Genomic DNA, 23,015 nt, shown 5'->3' on the forward strand with positions numbered 1-23,015 from the left:
GGTGATGCTATGAGTCCAATTCAGAAAGTTCGATAGGTCCAATGGCTGACTCGCTGCTCGCCGACCTCCTGATCAGCCGCCTTCGTCGAGACGGGTCAGCATCGCTACAGGTCCAGATCGCGAACGCGATCCGAGACGCGATATCCGACGGCACGCTGAAGGCCTCAACGCGTTTGCCGTCGTCGCGAACGCTCGCGGCGGCACTCGAGGTTTCCCGGATAACCGTCGTAACGTCTTATGAAAGACTCTCGGCCGACGGCTATCTTCGTTCCGACTCCACGAGCGGCACGCTTGTCGCCGACACGCTGCCGCATTCGACGAAGCCGTCGCTTCGAGCGTCGACGGCACGAACGCTGTCTGAACGCGGGGAGCAACTGATACGCGCTCCCGCCGGCATTCAGGAGCGTAAGGGCGCGTTCGTGCCTGGGGTCTGCGATACGGGTTACTTTCCTTATCAGACATGGAGGCGTATCCAGAATCGCTATCTCGGGGAGCAGCACGTGGATCTCATGGGCTACTCCAATCCAGGGGGATATCTCCCGTTGCGCCGCGCGCTGTCCGACTACCTGCGCATATCGCGAGCAGTCCGAACTACCCCGGAACAGATCATCGTGACCATGGGCAGCAATCAGTCGATCGATCTTTGCTCGCGCATTCTGGCCGATGCGGGTGAACTGGCTTATGTCGAGAACCCTTGCCATTGGGCGACGCCGATCCTGTTGCGCGCCAACGGGCTGGATGTGGAGGCTATTGCCGTCGATCACAACGGCATACAGATCGAACGATGCGTGCGTCGGCCCCGCCTGATCGTGACGACGCCATCGCATCAGTTTCCGATGGGCGTCACATTGTCGGACGAACGGCGCACCCGGCTGTGCGAGGCTGCCGAGCGGTGGGACGCATTCGTGCTGGAAGACGACTACGACAGTGAATTCCGATATGACCAGCGCGCGCTTCCGTCGCTTCAAGGTGCCGATAAAAGCGATCGCGTCATTCTGATGGGAACGTTCAGCAAGATCATGTATCCCGGCATGAGGCTCAGCTATATCGTCGTTCCGCCCGATCTGGTCGATTCCTTTGCAGCCGCTTCGTTGCGCTTGTACAGGCCAGGGCACCTTTCATTACAGGCGGCGATGGCCGACTTCATTACCGACGGGCATTTCGCGAAGCATATTCGGCGGATGCGCGATATCTACGGTGCAAGACATTCGGAATTGCTCCGATGCCTGGATCAGAGTTTTGGCGATGCACTCGATACGTCGCGAAACGCGGTGGGTCTGCATATGACTGTCAGGATTCGCGATCTGGTCGACTTCGACACGACCATATCGCGTTCTCTCGAACAGGGCATTTACCTTCGCCGGCTGCACACGTTCAATCAAGGCGATCCAAAATTTCGTGACGGATTTCTGTTGGGGTTCGGCGCGCTCGATGTCGAAGCCATCCGCCCCTCCGTCCAGACCTTCGCCCATATCGTCGAGCGCGTCATATCCGTTCAGGATTCGAGGTAGCGAACCCGGCGAGCGTCAAACACAAACCGTATCGCCTGATTCGTTCAATATCTCGAGTAGCATTCGCGTTTGCTCGATGCTTGTCATTAGTCATACTCGGCCACATCTCTTTCCCGAAGCCGTCGAAGCCGTCGAAGCCGTGGTGGACGAACCCATCTACTTGATCGTCGGCGTGTGTGGCAATGCGACCGTTCCGTCCCGCCGGCCTCCCCGCGCCCTCCCCCTCACGGATGCCTGATGTAATCCACCAGCGCCCGCGTATATTCATCCGGCCGCCGATCGCACAGACTCACCACGATCGCCACCGCAAACCCCGCCGGCACGCCGAACACGCCCGAGCTGATCGGCTCGATCCCGAACCACGTGCGCCCCGCGAACCCCGTCAGCTGCGTGAAGAACGGATAGGTCGACACGATGTAGTACACGCACACCGCGAGCCCCGTCACCATCCCGGCGATCGCGCCGCGCGTCGTCGTGCGCTTCCAGAACACGCCGAGCACGAGCACCGGAAAGAAGCTCGATGCCGCCAGCGAGAACGCCGCGCCGACGAGAAACAAAATCTTCCCCGTATTGAGCGACGCGACATACGACGCGAACAGCGCGACACCGAGCAGCAGCACCTTCGAGATCGTCACGCGCCGCTGGCTCGATGCGTCCGGCGCGACCATGCAGTAATAAACGTCGTGCGACAGCGCATTCGCGATCGTCAGCAGCAGCCCGTCCGCGGTCGACAGCGCGGCGGCAAGCGCACCGGCCGCGATCAGCCCCGACACGACATACGGGAGCCCCGCGATCTCCGGCGCGGCCAGCACGACCATGTCCGGCTGCATCTGGATTTCCGACCAGTGCACGATGCCGTCGCGAATCACCTCGACGACGCTGATCAGGTCGGGCTCGAAGTGATGCCATTGCGTGACCCACGCCGGCAATTCGGCGAACGGCCGCCCGACGAGGTTCGCCAGGATCTCGTACTTGATCAGCACCGCGAGCACCGGCACGCTCAGGTAGAACAGCGCGATGAAGAACAGCGTCCAGCCGACCGAGCGCCGCGCCGACGCAACCGACGTGGTCGTGTTGTAGCGCGTCAGGATGTGCGGCAGGCTCGCGGTGCCGAGCGACAGGCACAGCAGCAGCGCGAGGAAATTCCGCTCGCGCGGCTTGCGTTCGTCGTCGCTCGCGGCGGGAAACGGTTCGTGCATCGGCACGGGCGGCTCGGCACGCGCCAGCATGTCGTCGCGCGCCTGCGTCCACGCGACGCGCGCCGCCGCCGGATCGCGCGGGAAGTCGGCCAGTTCGCGCTCGCGCTGGCTGATCTCGCGCAGCGGCCCGTTATGGCGCCGCAAGTCGGCAAGCTGGTCGACGAGATGCCGGCGCGCGTCCGCATAGGACGCCGGCAACCGGTCGAGCCGCGTCTGGATGTCCGCGGCCTGCCGCCGGTACGCGTCGCGCACCTGCTGCTCGTCGGCTGCATCGCGCACCTGCGCCTCGCGCGCCGCGACGCGCTCCATCAGCTTGCCGTAATTGAACTGCGGCACGGGGCCGAGCCCGTTCTTCATCGCGATCAGCGACACCGGAATCAGGATCGCGCTGATCAGGATGATGTACTGCGCGACCTGCGTCCACGTGACCGCGCGCATCCCGCCGAGAAACGAACACACGAGAATGCCCGCGAGCCCGCAGAAGATGCCGATCGCGAAATCGACGCCGATGAAGCGCGTCGCGATCAAGCCGATCCCCTGGATCTGCGCGACCAGGTACACGAACGAACACAGGATCGCCGCGCCGGCCGCCAGCGCGCGCACGGCCGTGCTCGAGAAGCGCGTGCCGAGAAAGTCGGGAATCGTGTAGCGCGCGAGCTTGCGCACATAAGGTGCGAGCAGGAACGCGACGAGGCAGAACCCGCCCGTCCAGCCCATCACGTACGCCAGCGCGTCGTAGCCGGTGGAGTAGAGCGATCCGGCCAGACCGATGAACGACGCGGCCGACAGCCAGTCGGCCGCCGTCGCCATCCCGTTGAACGCGGACGGCACGCGCCGCCCGGCCACGTAGTACTCGACGAGATCGGACGTGCGCGACAGCAGCCCGATCACCGCATACACGGCGATCGGCACGAACAGGAACACGTAGCCGATCCAGACGCCGGAGCCGGTCGCGCGCTCGATCCGCCACATCAGCAGCACGAACCCGAGAAAACCCAGCGTGTAGAGCGCGTATGCGCGTATCAGTCGATGCGTCAGCATGAATCAGCGCCCGCCGTGCGCATTGCCGATGCGCGCCGCATGGTCGTCGTACGCGCGGCGCAGCGTACGGTCCGCGCGTTGCATCAGCCCGATGTAGACGACGATCAGCACGAGATACACGAGAATCGCGCCCTGCGCGCCGACATAGAACGGCAGGCTGAAGCCGGCGAACCGGACCCCGGCGAGCGCCGGCCCGAAGAACGGTACGACGAACGACACCGAGAAGCCGATCGCCATCAGCACCGCGATCAACGCGACGTTGAAACGCCAGTAGCGCGCGTGGGCACGCGCGAGCGGTTCGGGAACGGGCGGCGGCGCGACAGGCGCCGGACGGGTCGGAACGGTCATGCCGTTATTTAGCAAAAAGCCCCTGCGCGGACAATCGGGATTGCCGCGCAGGGGCTCATGCGCGCGTGGCGCACGACAGGTGAGATCAGCGCACTTCGGCGAGCTGGTCGAGGATGGCCGGGTTCTCGAGCGTGGACGTGTCCTGCGTGATCGCCTCGCCCTTCGCGAGCGAGCGCAGCAGGCGCCGCATGATCTTGCCCGAGCGCGTCTTCGGCAGGTTGTCGCCGAAGCGGATGTCCTTCGGCTTCGCGATCGGCCCGATCTGCTTGCCGACCCAGTCGCGCAGCGTCTTGGCAAGTGCCGCCGCCTCTTCGCCTTCCGGACGCGAACGCTTCAGCACGACGAACGCGACCACCGCCTCGCCCGTCGTGTCGTCCGGACGGCCGACAACCGCCGCCTCGGCAACGAGCTCGTGTGACACCAGCGCCGACTCGATCTCCATCGTGCCGAGCCGGTGGCCCGACACGTTCAGCACGTCGTCGATCCGGCCCATGATCGTGAAGTAGCCGGTGTCCTTGTCGCGCACGGTGCCGTCGCCGGCGAGGTAGAGCGTGCCGCCGAGCTCTTCCGGGTAATAACTCTTCTTGAAGCGCTCCGGGTCGCCCCAGATCGTGCGGATCATCGCCGGCCACGGGCGCTTGACGACGAGAATGCCGCCCTGCCCGTTCGGCACGTCCTGGCCCGTCTCGTCGACCACCGCGGCCATGATGCCGGGCAGCGGCAGCGTGCACGAACCCGGTACGGTCGGCGTTGCGCCCGGCAGCGGCGTGATCATGTGGCCGCCCGTCTCGGTCTGCCACCACGTATCGACGATCGGGCAGCGCTCCTGGCCGACGTGCTTGTGATACCACATCCATGCTTCCGGATTGATCGGCTCGCCGACCGTGCCGATGATGCGCAGGCTCGACAGGTCGTGGCTCTTCGGGTGGACCTTGTCGTCGGCCTCGGCGGCCTTGATCAGCGAACGGATCGCGGTCGGCGCGGTGTAGAACACGGTGACCTTGTGATCGCCGATCATCTTCCAGAAACGGCCGGCGTCCGGGTAGGTCGGCACGCCCTCGAACACGACCTGCGTGCCGCCGCACGCGAGCGGGCCGTACGTGATGTACGTGTGACCGGTGACCCAGCCGATGTCGGCCGTGCACCAGAACACGTCGGTCGGCTTCCAGTCGAAGGTCCACTTCATCGTCTGCGCGGCCCACAGCAGGTAGCCGCCCGTGCTGTGCTGCACGCCCTTCGGCTTGCCGGTCGAGCCCGACGTATACAGGATGAACAGCGGATGCTCGGCGCCGACCCATTCCGGCTCGCAGCGGTCGGATTCGCCGTCCGCGATCTCGTGCATCCACAGGTCGCGGCCTGCATGCCAGTCGATCTTGCCGCCGGTGCGGCGATAGACGATCACGCTCTTCACCGCTTCGCAGCCGCCCATCGCGATCGCCTCGTCGGCGATGCTCTTGAGCGGCAGCGTCTTGCCGCCGCGCGCCTGCTCGTCGGCCGTGACGAGCGCGACCGCGCCGACGTCGACGAGCCGCTCGTTCAGCGATTTCGCGGAGAAGCCGCCGAACACGACCGAGTGGGTCGCGCCGATGCGCGCGCAGGCCTGCATCGCGACGATGCCTTCGATCGACATCGGGATGTAGATGACGACGCGATCGCCCTTGCCGATCCCGCGTTTCTTCAGCGCGTTCGCGAAGCGCGACACGCGTGCCAGCAGATCGGCATAGGTGACGCGCGTGACGGTGCCGTCGTCGGCTTCGAAGATCACCGCGACGCGCTCGCCGTTGCCGGCTTCGACGTGGCGGTCGAGGCAGTTGTACGACGCGTTCAGCTCGCCGTCGTCGAACCACTTGTAGAACGGCGCGTTGCTCTCGTCGAGCACCTTCGTGAACGGCTTGTGCCACGCGAGGCCCTCGCGCGCGAGACGCGCCCAGAAGCCTTCGAAATCGCGCTCGGCCTCGGCGGCGAGCGCGCGATAGGCCGGCATGCCGGAAATGGTCGCCGCCTGCTCGAGCGCCGCGGGCGGCGCAAACTGGCGGGTTTCGTGAAGAACCGATTCAATCGCAGACATCGACAACCCCTTGGTGAACATGAATCCTCTGCATGGCGGCGCGATCGTGCGCGCCGCGCGTCTTGGCCGGCGCCTGTGCGCCGCTGTCTCCCACCCACCCGCACGCGGCCGCGAAGGCTGCGCACGATGTTGCACCGCACCACGTCACGCGACGATGAACGTGCGGCGCGGCAGTTTCCACGATAAGCGCTCCAACTTACCCGTCACTTACGCGGCATGGCCGTTTCGCACGCCGGGCGGCGCTTTACGCTGAAACGACCGCGACCCTACAATCCTAACTGAACTCGCCCCCCGGATTCCAGCTTGAACCGCTACGCCCTCTTTCTCATCCTGTCGATGCTGTTCGTCGGCAGCAACGTCGGTATCGGTAAATCCATCGTTGCATTCGTTCCCGTCGCCATCCTCGCCACGCTGCGCTTCGTGATCGCGATCGCCGTGCTGTGGCCGCTGTTCAGCCCCGTGAAGATGCGCAAGGTCAAGCGCGGCGAATGGCTGAACCTGTTCCTGCAGGCGTTCTTCGGCACCTTCATGTTCACGCTGCTGATGCTCAACGGCGTGCAGCGCACGAGCGCGGTGGCGGCCGGCGTCATCACGAGCACGATCCCGGCGATCGTCGCGCTGTTCGCGTGGCTGATCCTGCGTGAAAAACCGAACGGCCGTGCGCTCGTGTCGATCGCGCTCGCGATCGCCGGCGTCGTGACGATCAACCTCGCCAACGGCAGCGCGGCCGCGCACGGCGACGCATCCGGCTCGCTGACCGGCAACCTGCTGATCCTCGGCGCGGTGTGCTGCGAATCGATCTACGTGATCCTGTCGCGCCGGCTCACGCAGACGCTCGCGCCGATCGACATCTGCGCGTACACGCACCTGTTCGGCCTGTTCCTGATGCTGCCGCTCGGCGCGACGGCGCTGTGGCACTTCGATTACGCAAGCATCCCCACCGGCACGTGGGCGCTCGTCGTCTGGTACGGGCTGTCGGCCAGCATCTTCTCGTTCTGGCTGTGGATGAAGGGCATCCGGCACGTGCCGGGCAGCCTCGCCGGCGTGTTCAGCGCGGTGCTGCCGATCGCCGCAGCCGCATACGGGATCGCGTTCCTTGGCGAGCGCCCGACGCTTGCGCACGGCATCGCGCTCGCGTGCGTCGTCACCGGCATCGTGCTCGCAAGCCTGCGCGTGAAGCGTGTGCCGGCGGCCGCATCCTGATCGGTCCCCGGCCGTGCCGGCGCGTCGCTGCAGTCGCGCCGGCCGACGCGTTACAATAGCGCGCCTTTTCAAGATTACCCCCGATACCTGCGCACCGCGCCCGCACCACCACCATGTCCGCCCCGCATTCGCCCGGCCACCCTGCCCGTCGCTCGCTTCGCCCGCTTCCCGCCCTGATTTTCATGAGCCGCTGGCTCCAGGTTCCGCTTTACCTGGGCCTGATCGTCGCGCAGGCCGTCTACGTGTTCCTGTTCCTGAAGGAAGTCTGGCATCTGCTGTCGCATGCGGCCGGCCTCGACGAAATCAGCGTGATGCTCGCGGTGCTCGGCCTGATCGACGTGGTGATGATCTCGAACCTGCTGATCATGGTGATCGTCGGCGGTTACGAAACGTTCGTGTCGCGCCTCGGCATCGAGGGCCACCCCGACGAGCCCGAATGGCTCGACCACGTGAACGCGGGCGTGCTGAAGGTCAAGCTGTCGATGGCGCTGATCAGCATTTCGTCGATCCACCTGCTGAAGACCTTCATCAACCCCGACCAGCACACGATGCACGCGATCATGTGGCAGGTGATCATCCACGTGTCGTTCCTCGTGTCGGCGCTCGTGATGGCGTGGGTCGACCGCCTGACGACCCACACGCATCCCACCCATTTCCACGAGACGCATGCGCCAGCCGTGGCTGCGTCCCGCAAGCCGGCCGAAGCAGCCGTCATCGCATAAACGCATTCCCCACAGTCCTCACAGAGTCTCAGCCATGACCGTCATCAAACAGGAAGACCTGATCCAGAGCATCGCGGATTCGCTGCAGTACATCAGCTACTACCATCCGCTCGACTACATCCAGGCACTCGGCCGCGCGTACGAGCTGGAAGAGAGCCCGGCCGCGAAGGACGCGATCGCACAGATCCTCACGAACAGCCGCATGTGCGCGGAAGGCAAGCGCCCGATCTGCCAGGACACCGGCATCGTCACAATCTTCGTGAAGGTCGGCATGGACGTGCGCTGGGACGGCGCGACGATGGGCCTCACCGACATGATCAACGAAGGCGTGCGCCGCGGTTACACGCACCCGGACAACGTGCTGCGCGCGTCGATCGTCAACCCGCCGGAAGGCGGCCGCAAGAACACCAAGGACAACACGCCGGCCGTGATCCACTACGAGATCGTGCCGGGCGACAAGGTCGACGTGCAGGTCGCGGCGAAGGGCGGCGGCTCGGAGAACAAGTCGAAGTTCGTGATGCTGAACCCGTCCGACTCGATCGTCGACTGGGTGCTGAAGACGGTCCCGACGATGGGCGCGGGCTGGTGCCCGCCCGGCATGCTCGGGATCGGCATCGGCGGCACCGCCGAGAAGGCGATGCTGATGGCGAAGGAATCGCTGATGGAGCCGATCGACATCCAGGAAATCATCGCGCGCGGCCCGCAGGACTGGGTCGAGGAACTGCGCGTCGAGCTGCACGAGAAGGTCAACGCGCTCGGCATCGGCGCGCAGGGCCTCGGCGGCCTGGCGACCGTGCTCGACGTGAAGATCATGGCCGCACCGACGCACGCCGCGTCGAAGCCGGTCGCGCTGATCCCGAACTGCGCGGCCACGCGCCACGCGCACTTCGTGCTCGACGGCTCGGGCCCGGCCAAGCTTGAAGCGCCGTCGCTCGACGCCTGGCCCAAGGTCCAGTGGGAACCGAACACGGAAACCAGCAAGCGCGTCGACCTGAACACGCTGACGCCGGAGGAAGTCGCGAGCTGGGCGCCGGGCCAGACGCTGCTGCTGTCGGGCAAGATGCTCACCGGCCGCGACGCCGCGCACAAGCGCATCGCCGACATGCTCGCGAAGGGCGAGAAGCTGCCGGTCGACTTCACGAACCGCGTGATCTACTACGTCGGCCCGGTCGATCCGGTGCGCGACGAGGTGGTCGGCCCGGCCGGCCCGACGACGGCCACGCGCATGGACAAGTTCACCGAGACGATGCTCGCGCAAACGGGCCTGATCTCGATGGTCGGCAAGGCCGAGCGCGGCCCGGTCGCGATCGACGCGATCAAGAAGCACAAGGCGGCCTACCTGATGGCGGTCGGCGGCGCGGCCTACCTCGTGTCGAAGGCGATCCGCGGCGCGAAGGTGCTCGCGTTCGAAGACCTCGGCATGGAAGCGATCTACGAGTTCGACGTGCAGGACATGCCGGTGACGGTTGCCGTCGATTCGTCGGGCACGTCGGTGCACCAGACCGGTCCGAAGGAGTGGCAGGCGAAGATCGGCAAGATCCCGGTCGCGGCCGCTTAAGCGCGATCGCACGAAAGGCCGGACGGGAGTCCGGCCTTTTTGCTTCTCGTTCTCATTATCGCGTGTAGCCGGCTACTCAAGGCTGATTCTCATTACACGCAAAAGGCAGGCCCGGCAAGGCTTCGAGGCTTGGCTTTTCTCGTTCGAGCGATTATCGTTCGGTTTCTGAAGCCCCACTGAACAAGGAACAGCCATGCAAGGCGACAAGAAAGTCATCGAATATCTGAACGCCCAACTGAAGAATGAACTCACGGCGATCAACCAGTACTTCCTGCATGCGCGCATGTACAAGCACTGGGGCCTCGACAAGCTCGGCAAGCACGAGTACGACGAGTCGATCGGCGAAATGAAGCACGCCGACTGGCTGATCGAGCGCGTGTTCATGCTCGACGGCCTGCCGAACCTGCAGGACCTGCACAAGCTGCTCGTCGGCGAAGAGACCGAAGAAATCCTGAAGTGCGACCTGAAGCTCGAGCAGATCTCGCAGACCACGTGCAAGGAAGCGATCGCCTACTGCGAATCGGTTCGCGACTACGTGTCGCGCGAGATCTTCGAAAAGATCCTCGACGACACCGAAGAGCACATCGACTGGCTGGAAACGCAGATCGACCTGATCGGCAAGGTCGGCCTGCAGAACTACCAGCAAACGATGATGGGTTCGCCGGAGTAAGCTCGCCCCGCCCTTCCCGCCATCGCCTCCAGCCCGTTCATGTCGACACCTTCCGTTATCGCTGCGACGGCCACCACCGTCGCCCCCATCGGCATCTTCGATTCAGGGCTGGGTGGCCTGTCGGTGCTGCGCGCCGTGCGCGCGCAGCTGCCCGACGAATCGTTCATCTATGTCGCCGATTCGCACCATGCGCCGTATGGTCCGCGCGATGAGGCGTTCATTACGGAACGCACGCTGGCAATCGGCGAGTGGCTGGCCCGTGAAGGGGCGAAAGCACTCGTCATCGCCTGCAACACCGCGACCGCACGCGCGATCGCCGCGATCCGCGAACACCTGTCGATGCCGCTCGTCGGCGTCGAGCCGGGCATCAAGCCGGCCGCCGCCGTGTCCGCGAGCGGCGTCGCGGGCGTCCTCGCCACGCAGTCGACACTGAACAGCCCGCGCTTCCAGGCGCTGCTCGACCGCTACGGCGCCGGCCGCCGCTTCATCTGCCAGCCCGGCCACGGGCTCGTCGAGGCCATCGAGCGCGGCGACACGAATTCGCCCGCATTGCGCGCGTTGCTCGACAGTTACCTGCAGCCGATGCTCGACGACGGCGCCGATACACTGGTACTCGGCTGCACGCATTACCCGTTCTTCACGGAAACGATTCGTGACCTTGTGGGCGACCGCCTGACGATCGTCGACACCAGCGACGCAATCGCGCGCCAGCTCATGCGGATTCTCGACGAGCGCAACCTGCGCGCGCCGGCCGACACGCGCGCGGCGCCGCCCCGCTTCTGCTCGACCAGCGACGGCCGGCAACTACAGGTGCTCGCGTCGACGCTGCTCGGCCTCGATGCGCCGGTCGAATCCGTCACCATTTCCTCGCCGAACGCGCGCGCCTGCGCGACCGCCTGACGCGGGCCGGCACGCCCTCTCCCGACGCGGCTCCGCCACCCCCGCGGTTTCAAGGGTCCGATGACCTTAAAAAAAGCCCGACCCAGGCTTGTCAACGTCCGCAAAATTAATGATAATAATTCGCATTAACGTTAGCTATCGCAACTCATCATGATCGTCTGCGTGTGCAAGTCTGTTTCCGATCGCAAGATTCGCGCGTCCCTCGCAGAGGGCGTCAACTCTTTCGATGAACTCCAGTTCGAGCTCGGCGTGGCCACGTGCTGCGGCAAGTGCGAGGAGTCCGTACGCGACCTCATGGCCGAGCAAGGCGTCTGCGCGAGCCGGTGCGGTGTCGAGCATCACGCTCACCCGATCCCGGTCACGTTCTACGAACGCAAGGCTGCCTGACCGGCGCCGAGTGTACGCATGCGGCCCCGGCCGCATTTTTTGTTTTGACCGTCAGCAAGCCACCGTCTGCGCGAGCCAGCGGCTTACCTGCCAAGGAGCCTGTGATGGAATTGCTGATCGGATTCGTGACCACCGTTTGCATCTCGCTGCTGATCTTCCGCAAGTGATGCCGATTCACCCGCCGCGCCCCGGGTGCGACATCGTTCTTTCAAGCTAACATGCAGGCTTCGCATTCCGCTCCTGCCGGCGTCTTGCCGGCTGCACCACGTATGAATCCCCGAGTGATCGTCGTCGCGGTCGGTGTGCTTGCCGCACACGCGATCATGCTGACGGCCGCCTGGCTCCATCGCAACGCGCTGCCGCCGAAATCGGTCGAGGTCCAGTCGATCACCGCGCAACTCATCACGCCCGCACCGATCGCCCAGCAAGTCGCCGCCGAATCGATCCCGCAGCCCGCGCCGCCGAAGCCGGTGCCGCGCGTGAAGCCGAAGGTCGAGCCGAAGCCGGTGCCGAAAGCGGCAAAGCCGACGCCTCAGCCGGTTGCACAATCGCCGGCCCCGTCGCCGACACCCGCGCCGGCAGCCGCCGATCCGACGCCCGCTCCCGCCGCGCCCGCTCCAGCAGCACCGGCCGCCACGCCCGGCCCGGCTCGAGAGACGATGCAAGTCAGCGCGCCGAAGAACGTGCCGACGCTCCAATGCAACTTCGTGAAGCCTGACTACCCGTCGATGTCGCGCCGCCGCGGCGAATCGGGTACGGCCTATGTTCACTTCGTCGTCGGCGTAACCGGCAAGATCGAAAGCATCGATCTGCAGAAGAGCAGCGGCTACCCGCGCCTCGACGATGCCGCACTCGACGCGATGCGCTCGACCACCTGCCGTCCGTACATCGAGAACGGCCAGGCGATCCGCGCCGCCCGCACACAGCCCTACAGCTTCGGGCTCACCGACTAACCTGCCTCATCCGGAAGATTCAAAGGAAACAAAAAAAATGCAAAGCTACGGTATCGCGCACGTCTGGGCGCAAGGTGATTTCGTCACGCGCGCCATTGCGATCACGCTGCTCGTGATGTCGATCCTGTCGTGGATCGTGATCGTCATCAAGGGCTGGAACGTGATTCGCCTGAACCGCCTCACGAAGAACGCCGAACAGGCGTTCTGGCATTCGGACAATTTCGACGACGGCATCAAGAAGCTCGGCCTCGCCGCATCGACGCCGAACGACAACCCGTTCCTCGCGCTCGCGCTGTCGGGCAAGGAAGCCGCCGATCACCATCACCAGACGCAACCGCACCTGCACGACCGCATGGATGTGTCGGACTGGGTCACGCGCTGCCTGAAGGACACGATGGACGAAGGTATCTCGCGCATGCAGAGCGGTCTCGCGATCCTCGCGTCGATCGGCAGCACGGCACCGTTCGTCGGCCTGTTCGGCACGGTCTGGGGGATCTACCACGCACTGCTCGTGATCGGCGCAACCGGCCAGACGTCGATCGACCAGGTCGCGGGCCCGGTCGGCGAATCGCTGATCATGACGGCCTTCGGCCTGTTCGTCGCGATCCCTGCCGTGCTCGGCTACAACGCACTGACCCGCGCGAACAAGGGTGTCGTCAGCAAGCTGCGCCGCTTCGCGCACGGCCTGCACGCATACTTCGTGACGGGCGCGAGCCTCGCATCGTCGTCGACGCGCGACGGCCTGCGTCTCGCGACGCGCGCCAGCTGAGACGGGGTGAACCATGGCAATGAACACCGGTTTCAGCGACGATGACGACGATGCCGTGATGAGCGAGATCAACATGACGCCGCTCGTCGACGTCATGCTCGTACTCCTGATCATTTTCCTCGTGACGATCCCGGCGATGCAGCATGCGGTGAAGATCGACCTGCCGCACGCCAGCAGCCAGCCCGTCGACGAAAAGCCGCAGACGGTCGACGTCGCGATCCAGGGCGACGGCACGATCCTGTGGGACGACCACACCGTCACGCGCGAACAGTTGCAGGCGCGTATCGCGGAAGCGGCGAAACGCACGCCGCAGCCGGAGTTGCACCTGCGTGCAGACCGCAAGGTTGCATACGAGCATGTGGCCGAAGTGATGTCGGATGCGCAGGCCGGCGGCCTGACGAAGCTCGGCTTCGTGACGGAGCCGGGCGCGAAGGCGAAGTAACGCACGCGCGTTTCGCCCCTCGCCGGCCGCCCCTAACCGGGCGTCCCGAGGCGGCCCCCAACCGGGCGTACCTTGCCGGCCGCCCCCTAACCGGGCGTCCCCAAAGTAAAAGGCCTTCATCGCCAGATGAAGGCCTTTTTTCATGCGCACGCGGGCGCCTTCGGGCGGCGGGCTCTTCGGCGGTATCGGTTGCGCCTCGAGCAACGCAAATGCGACTTTGCCGTGGTCTGCACGGACTGCGCGTTCTGCCCTATCTGGCTCGCAATATATGCGGCCACCTGATTTCGCTCAGAACTTCCTTCACGAAATGGGATTTCAATATAGGCCCGCCCGCCCGCGCATTCAAGGTTCCGGCGATTGAAACTTGCGATTGCAGGCGACGCTTCAATGACAAAACAAATTTGCCTCGTCGTGCACGGTGTGTTCAGGTCGCCGAAGCATCGGCCGCCGCTTCCTTCTTCGCGCGCTCGGGGCACCCCGGCTCTTTGTAGGCGCCGTGATCGAGCTTCTCGACCAGGTAGTCGACGAACGCACGCACCGCGGGCGGCATCCCCTGCCGCGATACGAACACCGCATACAGTTGCGGCACCGGCAGCGTCCAGCCGGGCATCACCGGCGACAGCTGGCCCGCGCGCAGCGCGTTGCCGTACATCATCTCGGGCAGCGCCGCGATGCCGAGGCCATCGAGCACGGCCTCGCGGATCGTCATCAGGTCGGCCGTCACGAGCCGCGGGTCGTGCTCGTGCACATGACGCGTACCGTCCGGTGCAATCAGGTTGAATACGTGCCGCCCGTCGACGCTCGGCGTATCGAGCGTCTCGAAATAAGTCAGGTCGTCCGGCACCAGCGGCGGCGCATTCTGGCTCAGCAGGCTCGGCGCGCCGACCAGCATCTGCTCGGTGCGCCACAGCGGCCGCACGACGATGTTGGCGTTCTGCGGCGGCTCCGAGCGCACGCGCAGCGCGACGTCGATCGAGTCCTCGAACAGGTCGATCACGCGGTTCGTCACACGGACGTGCACCTTCACCTCGGGATAACGACGCAGGAATTCGGGCAGGATGCGCGACAGCATCGTCTGCGACAGCGTAACAGGCACGCTGACACGCACCGAGCCGCGCGGCGACGCGCGCAACTGCTGCACCGCGTTCATCGCTGCCTGCGCTTCGGCGAGCATCGCCTGGCAATGCTGGTAAAACAGCTCCCCCGCCTCGGTCAGCGCGAGCTTGCGCGTCGAGCGCTGCAGCAGGCGCACGCCGAGCGCCGCCTCGAGCTCGGTCAAACGCCGCGACAGGCGCGATTTCGAGATGCCCAGCACGCGCTCCGCGGCCGAGAAACCGCCATGTTCGACGACCTGCGAAAAGTACATCAGGTCGTTCAGGTTGTGTGCATCGATACTCATGTCATCGTTCCAATTTCAGAACAATCCATTGCGAACCGCCGCAAATCGAACGGTTAAACGCCCAATATAATAGCGCTATGTTTCAAAAATAACGCTATTCCGATGATTTCGAGGGCTTCCCCATGACGACCGCTCGCTCGCTTGACCGCACGTATCCCGCGCTTCGCACGACCGAAGGCGGCGGCTTCGTGGTTCACCGCCCGTTCCCGACCCGGCTGCTGATGGATTTTGATCCGTTCCTGCTGCTCGACGAAATGGGGCCCGTCGACTACGCCCCCGGCGAAGCCGTCGGCGCGCCCGACCATCCGCATCGCGGCTTCGAGACCGTGACCTACGCACTCGACGGGCGCTTCTGCCATCGCGACTCGTCCGGCCATGCCGGCACGCTCGGCCCCGGCGACGTGCAGTGGATGACGGCCGGCGCCGGCGTCGTGCACAGCGAGATGCCCGATCCGGCGTTCGCGCAGGCGGGCGGCCGCTCCCACGGCTTCCAGCTGTGGGTCAACCTGCCGCGCCGCGACAAGCTGATCGCGCCGCGCTACCAGGAGATCCCGGCCGACCGTATTCCGAGCGCGACGTCGCCGGACGGCCGCGCGCGCGTGCGCGTCATCGCCGGCGAAGCGTTCGGCGTCCGGGCCGCGATCGAGACACGCACGCCGATCCTCTACCAGCATTTCACGCTGGAGCCCGGCGCGACGGTCACGCAGCCCGTGCCGGCCGGCTATCGCGTGTTTGCCTATCCGATCGACGGAACGGGCCTCTACGGGCTCGACAGGCAGGCTGTCGACGCACGGCACATGGTCGTCTACGGGGACGACGGCGACACGGTCACGTTCGCCGCCGGCGACACGCCGCTCGACCTGCTGCTGATCGGCGGCGTACCCCTCAACGAGCCCATCGTCCGCTACGGCCCGTTCGTGATGAATACCGAGGAAGAGATCCGGCAGGCCGTCGTCGACTACCAGACCGGCCGCATGGGCCGCATCGAAGCCTGACGCCCGATCGGGGGCGGCAGGTGCCGCGAAACGGATGGTTTTGCGTCACAATAACTTCTTGAACCATGTGGCTGCCCACCACCAGAAGGAATCCGTCCCCTTGAACTTCGAACACCTGATCCAGATCAACTCCGACGATCCGGCCGTGCCGACCCTCACCCGCGACCAGCTCTGGGAAGGCCTCGTGCTGCGTGCCGAACAGCCGCAACTGTTCGTGCTCGGCCTCGATAGCTGCGTCGTCCGCGAACGGACGGAAACGACGCTCGAACGTGAGCTGCACTACGGCCACGCGACCGTACGCGACCACGTCACGTTCACGCCGAACCAGCAGGTCCGCTACGACATCCGTGCGGCCGATGGCGAGATCGGCGGGTCGCTGACGATGACGATCGAGGAACGCGACGACGATCACCAGTTGTTCCTGCGTTTCGAATACCGCACGACGCTGACCGTCACGGACGACAGCGAAGATGCCCGGCAGACGCACGGGATCGTCAAGGAAGCGTATCGCACGTCGGATATCGACACGGTCCGCCTGATCCGCGAATACGCGCAGGGCCGCAAGGATCCCGATCCGCTGCACTGAATCCGGCGGCGGCCTGCGGGCCGCCCCTTTGACTCAAGCTATCAAGTCCGCCGCTTCGATCGATAAAGAGTTTTTGCGAATGGGAATGGTTATCATTTAGAATTCATTCCATCGTATCGACAGTCACCGATCAACCGAATGACCGACACCATGCGCCCGACCACGCTGACCTTGCGCCACGCAACTGGCAACACAGGCAGCAGCCGTCAGAAGACGGCAGCGGTCACGACGCCGGCGAAGCCCGCCGGCAACCGCGATGCAGGCACGCGGGTCGTCAACAGCGATGCGCTGCTGCAAGGCCACAGCCACATCAGCATCGCGCATAACGGAGAGACTTATCAGTTGCGCGCCACACGGCTGGGCAAACTGATCCTGACGAAGTAACGACAGAGTATTGTGGGGACCACCTCCCTGAGAGGTGTTGGGCATTAGCCAGCGTAACGGCTTGCACGCGAGATCTAGACCCCTTCGTGCAAACACACTCAAGCAGCCGTTGCAGCAAGCCAAGCCACTTTTTTTGGTTCTCGCACAAGGAAGAAAAAAAGCGACACGTCGAACGACGTGTCGCTTTTTTGTTTGGGCGGCCAATGCGTGACGCATGCCACCCGTGTTCGTTGCCGCTCAATGCTTGCCGGAAGCTGAACCGCGCTTGTTTCCTCGCGGCTTCGCCCCGCAGCCGAAGCCGCACACAAGCCGCGTCAGAAGCCCCAGAACATCAACCACCACGCGCTGTCGACGACCGCAAGCCCGACGGCGAACCACGCGAATGCCGCGAGCCGGCGCGGCCAGGCCGCATAGCGCCCGGTCACCTTCCACGCGAGCCACGCACTCCATGCGTTGGCGCCGACCAGGATCGCGATGCGTACGTCGGTCGCCCAGCCGAGCGGCACATGCTCGGCGCGCAGCAACGACAGCGTCGTCGCCGACAGCCCGAGGAACACGCCCGCACCCGCGATCGGGATCAGCGCCTGCGCGAGATGATGCAGCCGCACGCGATCGAAGCGGCCGAGCATCAGCGTGGCGCCGGCCAGCAGTACCAGCAGTGCCGTGCCGTACACGAGCCCCGTGCCGACGATGTAGCTGACGATCAACCCGCCGTCGAGCCAGGAGAACACGTCGTTGCGATCCGGATAATGCGTGAGCAGGAACCATGGCGCATTGGTCTCGAGCGGCCACGTGATGTCGCGATCGATCAGCCAGCCCGCGAGCCACTGCTTGATCTGCACGAACCACGGGCTGACGGTCCAGTGGAACGCGCCGATCGCGACGCCGAGCAGGCCGTACAGGATCAGCGCGGTATCCCACGGGCTCGCCTGCTGCGCGCCGAGGTTCACGACTTCGTCGGACGGCGAGCGCAACGACAGCGAGATCGCGTCGCGGTGCCCGCTGCAGCGGCCGCACATATGGCACGATGCCGCGCCCTTCATGCTGCGCAACGGCACGAGCGGCGCGCAGTTGATCGGAATCACGCGATGGCCGTGCTCGCCGTTCTTGTACGAGCGGCGCCACGCATCCTCGTCGACCTTGTAGCGCATCGGCGCGAGCCGCGCGAGCAGCCCGAACACGCCGTTGACCGGGCACAGGTACTTGCACCACACGCGCTTCTCGCGACCGTACAGCACGCCGATCACGATCGCGCCGACGGTCGAGCCGCCGAGCACGAACAGCACCGCGAGCGGGTACTGGTACACGCTCACCATCTGCCCGTAGATCGTCGTGGTCCCGAATGCGACGAACGGCCAGCCGCCCCACCGGATCCAGCGCGGAATCGGGCCGCCGCGGCCGAACTTGCTCGCGTATTCGGTGAGCGCGCCTTCCGGGCACAACACGCCGCACCAGACGCGGCCGAGCATCACCATCGACAGCAGCACGAACGGCCACCAGATGCCCCAGAACGCGAATTGGGCGATCAGCGTGAGGTTGCTCCACAGATGCGCGGAATCGTCCGGCAGCGGCAACACCGCGGGCACGATGATCAGGAACGCGTAGACGGCGACGACGATCCACTGGATGCCGCGGATCAGCGCACCGTGGCGCTGCATCCACTGGCCGGCCTGCGCGAGCCAGCCCGGCTTGGCTGCGGCGACAACGCTCATGCCGTGCGGCCCGCGGCAACGGCCGGACGACGGCTCGCGCGCTTCATCAGCAGCCACACGACCGCCCAGTACACCGCATAGGCGACCAGGTTGGTCAGCGCCGGGTGCGCGCGATAGCCGGTCAGTGTCGCGACGAGCGAGCCGAACGTGCCCGAATCATCGAGGATCGCGGACGTGTCCCACACCTGCGAAATGCCGAGCGGCAGGATTTCCTTGTCGATCAGTTTGTCGACGCCGGTCTGGAACAGGCCCGCGCCGAGAAACAGCAGCATCACTTCGGTGACGCGGAAGAAATGCCGCCACGAGAAGTATTTGCCGCCGAGTTGCAGCAGATAGAACGTGAGGAACGCGAGACCGAGGCCGATCACGACCGCGAGCATCTGGTTGCCGTCGACGTGGCCCGACTGGCCGAAACCGAGACCGTACAGGAAGATCACCGTCTCGCTGCCTTCGCGCGCGATCGCGAGCGCGACCAGCACGGCGACGCCCCACCAGTTCGAATCGCGCGTGCTCTGCTGCAGCGATTGCTCCATGTCGCGCTTCAGCGTGCGGCCGTGCCGGCGCATCCACAGCACCATCTGCACGATCAGCACGCATGCGATCAGCACCATCGCGGTCTGGAAATAGTCCTGCGCGTCGCCGGACAGCACTTCGGTGAAACCGACCAGCGCGGCACCCAGGCCGACCGCCATCAGCAAGCCGACACCGACGCCGGCCCAGAGAAAAGGCAGGCCGCGGCGCGCGTCGTCGTCGCCGTTTTTCAGCCATGCATAGAGAATGCCGACGACGAGCAGCGCTTCGACGCTCTCCCGCCAGACGATGAACAAGATCTGACCCATCGATACCTCCTGACGCGCGGAGCAACGGACAGGTGTGCCCGCGCGCAGATAAAACGCGTTACTTCGCGACGATCACACCCTGCGCCTGCTGGTGGAAATCGTCGAAAAACTTGTATTCGCCCGGCGACAGCGGAGCGACGACCACGAACGAATCGGCGCCCGGCGCGAGCACCTTCTCCTTGCGCAGTTGCACGCTCTCGAATTCGGCGGCGCCCTTGCCGGTGTTCTTGATCTCGATCTTGAAACGCTGGCCGGCCGGCACTTCGATGCGGGCGGGATTCAGCTTGCCGTCCGCCATCTCGAGCTTGAACGTCGGCAGATCGGCAGCGTACGCTGCGCCGGCAAGCCACAATGCAGCGGCTGCGGCAACGATTTTCTGGGGAATTTTCATTCTGGGTTCTCTACGACGACGGCGCGCCGTTCGTGATGCCACCGATCAGTAACCGCCCTTCTTGCCGATACCGGCGAACGGGAAGTCGTACTCGAGCGTAACGGGCTTGAACCATGCGCCCACGCCCGTTTCCTTGTCGACGTGACGGCCGAAAGCCATGTGGCCCGACTGCATCGGCGGCTTGACGACCATCGTCAGGTGGTACTTGCCCGGGCCGTTCAGCTTCACGTTGTCGCCGTAGTGCGGACCGTCGCTCGCCACCATGCCCATCAGGTCGCCCTCGGCCTTCCACTTCGTGTCGCCCTGCTTCGTCAGCTTGTACGTGACCTGCAGGTACGGCATCCAGTCGCCTTCGGCGAAACCCGTCGGGTTGTTCTTGACCGCATGGATGTCGGCTTCGAGGTGGATGTCGGAATCCGACGCCTTGCGCATCATCCCTTCCGGGTCCATCGTGATCGGCTGCAGGTACACCGCGCCGATTTCCATGCCGCCCTGGATCTGCTGCTTGCCGATCGGATATTCAGCAGCCGAGGCCGACATCGCGGCAAGTGCCGCCGCTACCGCAACCGTCGTGCGGATGAACGAAGAACCCAACATGGACACTCCTTGTTATTTGTCTGACTACCTTGACGACATGCGGGCCGCCGCCGGGGCGGCTCGCTGAAAACACTAACGCAATAAAGAACGTTAATGCGAACTATTCTCAATAATTGCGGAGTTTAGCACCGAACCTGTTTCCGAACAAACCGGATACCGTGTAAACCCCTGATCCGACAAGGCTTACAGACCCGTTACTGACAGGTTTTGGTGACGTTTGGAAAGATTTACCGGCCGCCGTTGATGTGGTCGCCGACGTTCGCGCCGAACACGCGCTCGCGCAGCAGCGCAAGCTGGTCGCGCGTCGCGGCGGCCTTCTCGAACTCGAGATTCTTCGCGTAATCGGCCATCTGCTTCTCGAGACGCTTGATTTCCTTCGCGAGCTGCTTTTCCGACATGTCCTCGAATTTCGCGCGCTGTTGCGCTTCCTTCAGCTCCGCGCGCGCCTCGTCCGCGTTGTAGACGCCGTCGATGATGTCCTTGATGCGTTTCACGACGCCGCGCGGCGTAATGCCCATTTTCTCGTTGTGCGCGATCTGCTTCGCGCGGCGCCGCTCGGTCTCGCCGATCGCGCGCTTCATCGACTCGGTCATCGTGTCGGCATAGAGAATCGCCTTGCCGTTCACGTTCCGCGCGGCGCGGCCGATCGTCTGGATCAGCGAGCGTTCGGCACGCAGGAAGCCTTCCTTGTCCGCATCGAGGATCGCGACGAGCGACACTTCGGGAATGTCGAGGCCCTCGCGCAGCAGGTTGATCCCGACCAGCACGTCGAACGTGCCGAGCCGCAGGTCGCGGATGATCTCGACGCGCTCGACCGTGTCGATGTCGCTGTGCAGGTAGCGCACCTTGACGCCATGGTCGGCCAGAAACTCGGTGAGTTGCTCGGCCATGCGCTTCGTCAGCACGGTGATCAACACGCGCTCGCCGGCGTTCACGCGCGCGTTGATCTCGGTCAGCACGTCGTCGACCTGCGAGCTCGCCGGCCGCACTTCGATTTCCGGATCGACGAGCCCCGTCGGCCGCACGACCTGTTCGGCGATCTGCCCCGTCACGCGTTTCTCGTAGTCGGCCGGCGTGGCCGAAACGAACACCACCTGGCGCATCTTGCGTTCGAACTCGGGGAACTTGAGCGGCCGGTTGTCGAGCGCCGACGGCAGGCGAAACCCGTAATTGACGAGGTTTTCCTTGCGTGCGCGGTCACCGTTGTACATGCCGTTCAACTGGCCGATCAGCACGTGCGATTCGTCGAGCAGCATCAGCGCATCGGGCGGCAGGTAGTCGACGAGCGTCGGCGGCGGCTCGCCGGGTGCCGCGCCCGAGAAATGTCGCGAGTAGTTCTCGATGCCCTTGCAGAAGCCGAGCTCCTGCAGCATCTCGAGATCGAAGCGCGTGCGCTGCTCGAGGCGCTGTGCCTCGACGAGCTTGCCGTCGCGGTGGAAGAACTCGAGGCGTTCGCGCAATTCGTCCTTGATCGTCTCGACCGCGCGCATCACGGTGTCGCGCGGCGTCACGTAGTGCGACGACGGATACACGGTGAAGCGCGGAATCTTCTGCCGCACGCGCCCGGTCAGCGGGTCGAACAGGTGCAGCGTCTCGACCTCGTCGTCGAACAGCTCGACGCGCACGGCCATTTCCGCGTGTTCGGCCGGGAAGATGTCGATCGTGTCGCCGCGCACGCGGAACGTGCCGCGCTGGAAGTCCTGTTCGTTGCGCGTGTATTGCATCGCGATCAGCCGTGCGATCACGTCGCGCTGGCCGAGCTTGTCGCCGGTGCGCAGCGTCAGGATCATCTGATGGTATTCGGACGGGTTGCCGATACCGTAGATCGCCGACACCGTCGCGACGATCACCACGTCGCGGCGCTCCATCAGGCTCTTCGTCGCCGACAGCCGCATCTGCTCGATGTGCTCGTTGATCGACGAATCCTTCTCGATGAACAGGTCGCGCTGCGGCACGTAGGCCTCAGGCTGGTAGTAGTCGTAGTACGAGACGAAGTACTCGACCGCGTTGCGCGGGAAGAACTCGCGGAACTCGGCATAAAGCTGGGCCGCGAGCGTCTTGTTCGGCGCGAACACGATCGCCGGGCGGCCGAGTCGCGCGATCGTGTTCGCCATCGTGAAGGTCTTGCCCGACCCCGTCACGCCGAGCAGCGTCTGGAAGGCAAGGCCGTCGCCGATGCCTTCGACGAGCGTGTCGATTGCGGTCGGCTGGTCGCCCGCGGGCGGATACGGCTGGTACAACTGGAACGGCGAGCCTTCGAAGGTGACGAATTTGGATTCGTCGAGCGCGTCGCCGACTTCGGCATGATGTTCGGACATGGAATGCGGCCGGAGCGAGGGCA

General features: G+C 64.9%; 22 protein-coding genes. 13 read left to right on the plus strand and 9 right to left on the minus strand.

Annotation, left to right across the window (positions count from 1 at the left end; all coding sequences use genetic code 11):
- Nucleotides 1-41: 41 nt before the first annotated feature.
- Nucleotides 42-1,511: a MocR-like pyridoxine biosynthesis transcription factor PdxR gene (gene pdxR, locus ABD05_RS00950; protein ID WP_047898561.1), complete on the plus strand. Its 1,470-nt coding sequence runs from the start codon at nucleotides 42-44 to the stop codon at nucleotides 1,509-1,511.
- A gap of 224 nt (nucleotides 1,512-1,735) precedes the next feature.
- On the opposite strand, the gene ABD05_RS00955 is transcribed toward pdxR, so the two are convergent.
- The 3 genes from ABD05_RS00955 to acs all read right to left on the minus strand — a co-directional run bounded on the left by ABD05_RS00955 (nucleotide 1,736) and on the right by acs (nucleotide 6,167).
- A complete protein-coding gene (locus tag ABD05_RS00955) occupies nucleotides 1,736-3,751 on the minus strand; it encodes a sodium:solute symporter family protein (protein WP_047898562.1) in 2,016 nt (671 codons plus the stop codon).
- Nucleotides 3,752-3,754: 3 nt separating this feature from the next.
- Nucleotides 3,755-4,099, minus strand: coding sequence for a DUF4212 domain-containing protein (locus ABD05_RS00960; RefSeq protein ID WP_047898563.1), 345 nt, complete (start codon nucleotides 4,097-4,099; stop codon nucleotides 3,755-3,757).
- An 85-nt stretch (nucleotides 4,100-4,184) separates the two neighbouring features.
- Nucleotides 4,185-6,167, minus strand: coding sequence for an acetate--CoA ligase (acs, locus tag ABD05_RS00965; RefSeq protein ID WP_047901023.1), 1,983 nt, complete (start codon nucleotides 6,165-6,167; stop codon nucleotides 4,185-4,187).
- 303 nt (nucleotides 6,168-6,470) lie between these two features.
- On the opposite strand from acs, the gene ABD05_RS00970 reads away from it, so the two are divergent.
- The 9 genes from ABD05_RS00970 (at nucleotide 6,471) to ABD05_RS01010 (ending at nucleotide 13,771) form a co-directional block, all read left to right on the plus strand.
- Complete coding sequence (locus ABD05_RS00970; protein ID WP_047898564.1) at nucleotides 6,471-7,370, plus strand: DMT family transporter; 900 nt, start codon at nucleotides 6,471-6,473, stop codon at nucleotides 7,368-7,370.
- 113 nt (nucleotides 7,371-7,483) lie between these two features.
- Nucleotides 7,484-8,092 carry a TIGR00645 family protein gene (locus ABD05_RS00975; RefSeq protein ID WP_047898565.1) on the plus strand — a complete coding sequence of 203 codons (609 nt, stop codon included), beginning with the start codon at nucleotides 7,484-7,486 and terminating at the stop codon, nucleotides 8,090-8,092.
- Between the two features lie 34 nt (nucleotides 8,093-8,126).
- Nucleotides 8,127-9,650 (plus strand): fumarate hydratase, encoded by a 1,524-nt coding sequence (locus ABD05_RS00980; protein WP_047898566.1) that lies wholly within the window; start codon nucleotides 8,127-8,129, stop codon nucleotides 9,648-9,650.
- Between the two features lie 193 nt (nucleotides 9,651-9,843).
- Entirely contained in the window at nucleotides 9,844-10,320 is a 477-nt protein-coding gene (gene bfr, locus ABD05_RS00985) for a bacterioferritin (protein ID WP_047898567.1), read from the plus strand.
- Nucleotides 10,321-10,359: 39 nt separating this feature from the next.
- Nucleotides 10,360-11,220, plus strand: coding sequence for a glutamate racemase (murI, locus tag ABD05_RS00990; protein WP_047898568.1), 861 nt, complete (start codon nucleotides 10,360-10,362; stop codon nucleotides 11,218-11,220).
- 150 nt (nucleotides 11,221-11,370) lie between these two features.
- Entirely contained in the window at nucleotides 11,371-11,607 is a 237-nt protein-coding gene (locus ABD05_RS00995; protein ID WP_039370093.1) for a (2Fe-2S)-binding protein, read from the plus strand.
- Nucleotides 11,608-11,825: 218 nt separating this feature from the next.
- A complete protein-coding gene (locus ABD05_RS01000; protein ID WP_047898569.1) occupies nucleotides 11,826-12,560 on the plus strand; it encodes an energy transducer TonB in 735 nt (244 codons plus the stop codon).
- A 37-nt stretch (nucleotides 12,561-12,597) separates the two neighbouring features.
- Nucleotides 12,598-13,329 carry a MotA/TolQ/ExbB proton channel family protein gene (locus ABD05_RS01005; protein ID WP_047898570.1) on the plus strand — a complete coding sequence of 244 codons (732 nt, stop codon included), beginning with the start codon at nucleotides 12,598-12,600 and terminating at the stop codon, nucleotides 13,327-13,329.
- A gap of 13 nt (nucleotides 13,330-13,342) precedes the next feature.
- Nucleotides 13,343-13,771: an ExbD/TolR family protein gene (locus ABD05_RS01010; RefSeq protein WP_006478310.1), complete on the plus strand. Its 429-nt coding sequence runs from the start codon at nucleotides 13,343-13,345 to the stop codon at nucleotides 13,769-13,771.
- A gap of 424 nt (nucleotides 13,772-14,195) precedes the next feature.
- Here the strand turns inward: ABD05_RS01010 and ABD05_RS01020 are convergent, their stop codons facing one another.
- Nucleotides 14,196-15,170, minus strand: coding sequence for a LysR family transcriptional regulator (locus ABD05_RS01020; RefSeq protein WP_047898571.1), 975 nt, complete (start codon nucleotides 15,168-15,170; stop codon nucleotides 14,196-14,198).
- A gap of 122 nt (nucleotides 15,171-15,292) precedes the next feature.
- Between ABD05_RS01020 and ABD05_RS01025 the strand changes: the two genes are divergently transcribed.
- The 3 genes from ABD05_RS01025 to hemP all read left to right on the plus strand — a co-directional run bounded on the left by ABD05_RS01025 (nucleotide 15,293) and on the right by hemP (nucleotide 17,135).
- Nucleotides 15,293-16,165 (plus strand): pirin family protein, encoded by an 873-nt coding sequence (locus tag ABD05_RS01025; RefSeq protein ID WP_047898572.1) that lies wholly within the window; start codon nucleotides 15,293-15,295, stop codon nucleotides 16,163-16,165.
- A 100-nt stretch (nucleotides 16,166-16,265) separates the two neighbouring features.
- Nucleotides 16,266-16,751 carry an SRPBCC family protein gene (locus tag ABD05_RS01030; protein ID WP_047898573.1) on the plus strand — a complete coding sequence of 162 codons (486 nt, stop codon included), beginning with the start codon at nucleotides 16,266-16,268 and terminating at the stop codon, nucleotides 16,749-16,751.
- A 138-nt stretch (nucleotides 16,752-16,889) separates the two neighbouring features.
- Nucleotides 16,890-17,135 carry a hemin uptake protein HemP gene (hemP, locus tag ABD05_RS01035; RefSeq protein ID WP_047898574.1) on the plus strand — a complete coding sequence of 82 codons (246 nt, stop codon included), beginning with the start codon at nucleotides 16,890-16,892 and terminating at the stop codon, nucleotides 17,133-17,135.
- A gap of 314 nt (nucleotides 17,136-17,449) precedes the next feature.
- Here hemP and ABD05_RS01040 read toward each other — a convergent pair whose 3' ends face one another.
- The 5 genes from ABD05_RS01040 to uvrB all read right to left on the minus strand — a co-directional run bounded on the left by ABD05_RS01040 (nucleotide 17,450) and on the right by uvrB (nucleotide 22,992).
- Entirely contained in the window at nucleotides 17,450-18,847 is a 1,398-nt protein-coding gene (locus tag ABD05_RS01040; protein ID WP_047898575.1) for a 4Fe-4S binding protein, read from the minus strand.
- Complete coding sequence (locus ABD05_RS01045; RefSeq protein WP_047898576.1) at nucleotides 18,844-19,686, minus strand: FTR1 family iron permease; 843 nt, start codon at nucleotides 19,684-19,686, stop codon at nucleotides 18,844-18,846. The genes ABD05_RS01040 and ABD05_RS01045 overlap by 4 nt, the downstream gene beginning before the upstream one ends.
- 58 nt (nucleotides 19,687-19,744) lie before the next feature.
- Nucleotides 19,745-20,077: a cupredoxin domain-containing protein gene (locus tag ABD05_RS01050; protein ID WP_047898577.1), complete on the minus strand. Its 333-nt coding sequence runs from the start codon at nucleotides 20,075-20,077 to the stop codon at nucleotides 19,745-19,747.
- Nucleotides 20,078-20,122: 45 nt separating this feature from the next.
- Nucleotides 20,123-20,674, minus strand: a complete 552-nt coding sequence (locus tag ABD05_RS01055) for an iron transporter (protein WP_047898578.1) — start codon at nucleotides 20,672-20,674, stop codon at nucleotides 20,123-20,125.
- A 227-nt stretch (nucleotides 20,675-20,901) separates the two neighbouring features.
- Nucleotides 20,902-22,992 (minus strand): excinuclease ABC subunit UvrB, encoded by a 2,091-nt coding sequence (uvrB, locus tag ABD05_RS01060; protein ID WP_047898579.1) that lies wholly within the window; start codon nucleotides 22,990-22,992, stop codon nucleotides 20,902-20,904.
- Nucleotides 22,993-23,015 lie beyond the last annotated feature (23 nt).

The organism is Burkholderia pyrrocinia (assembly GCF_001028665.1).
GTDB lineage: Bacteria > Pseudomonadota > Gammaproteobacteria > Burkholderiales > Burkholderiaceae > Burkholderia > Burkholderia pyrrocinia.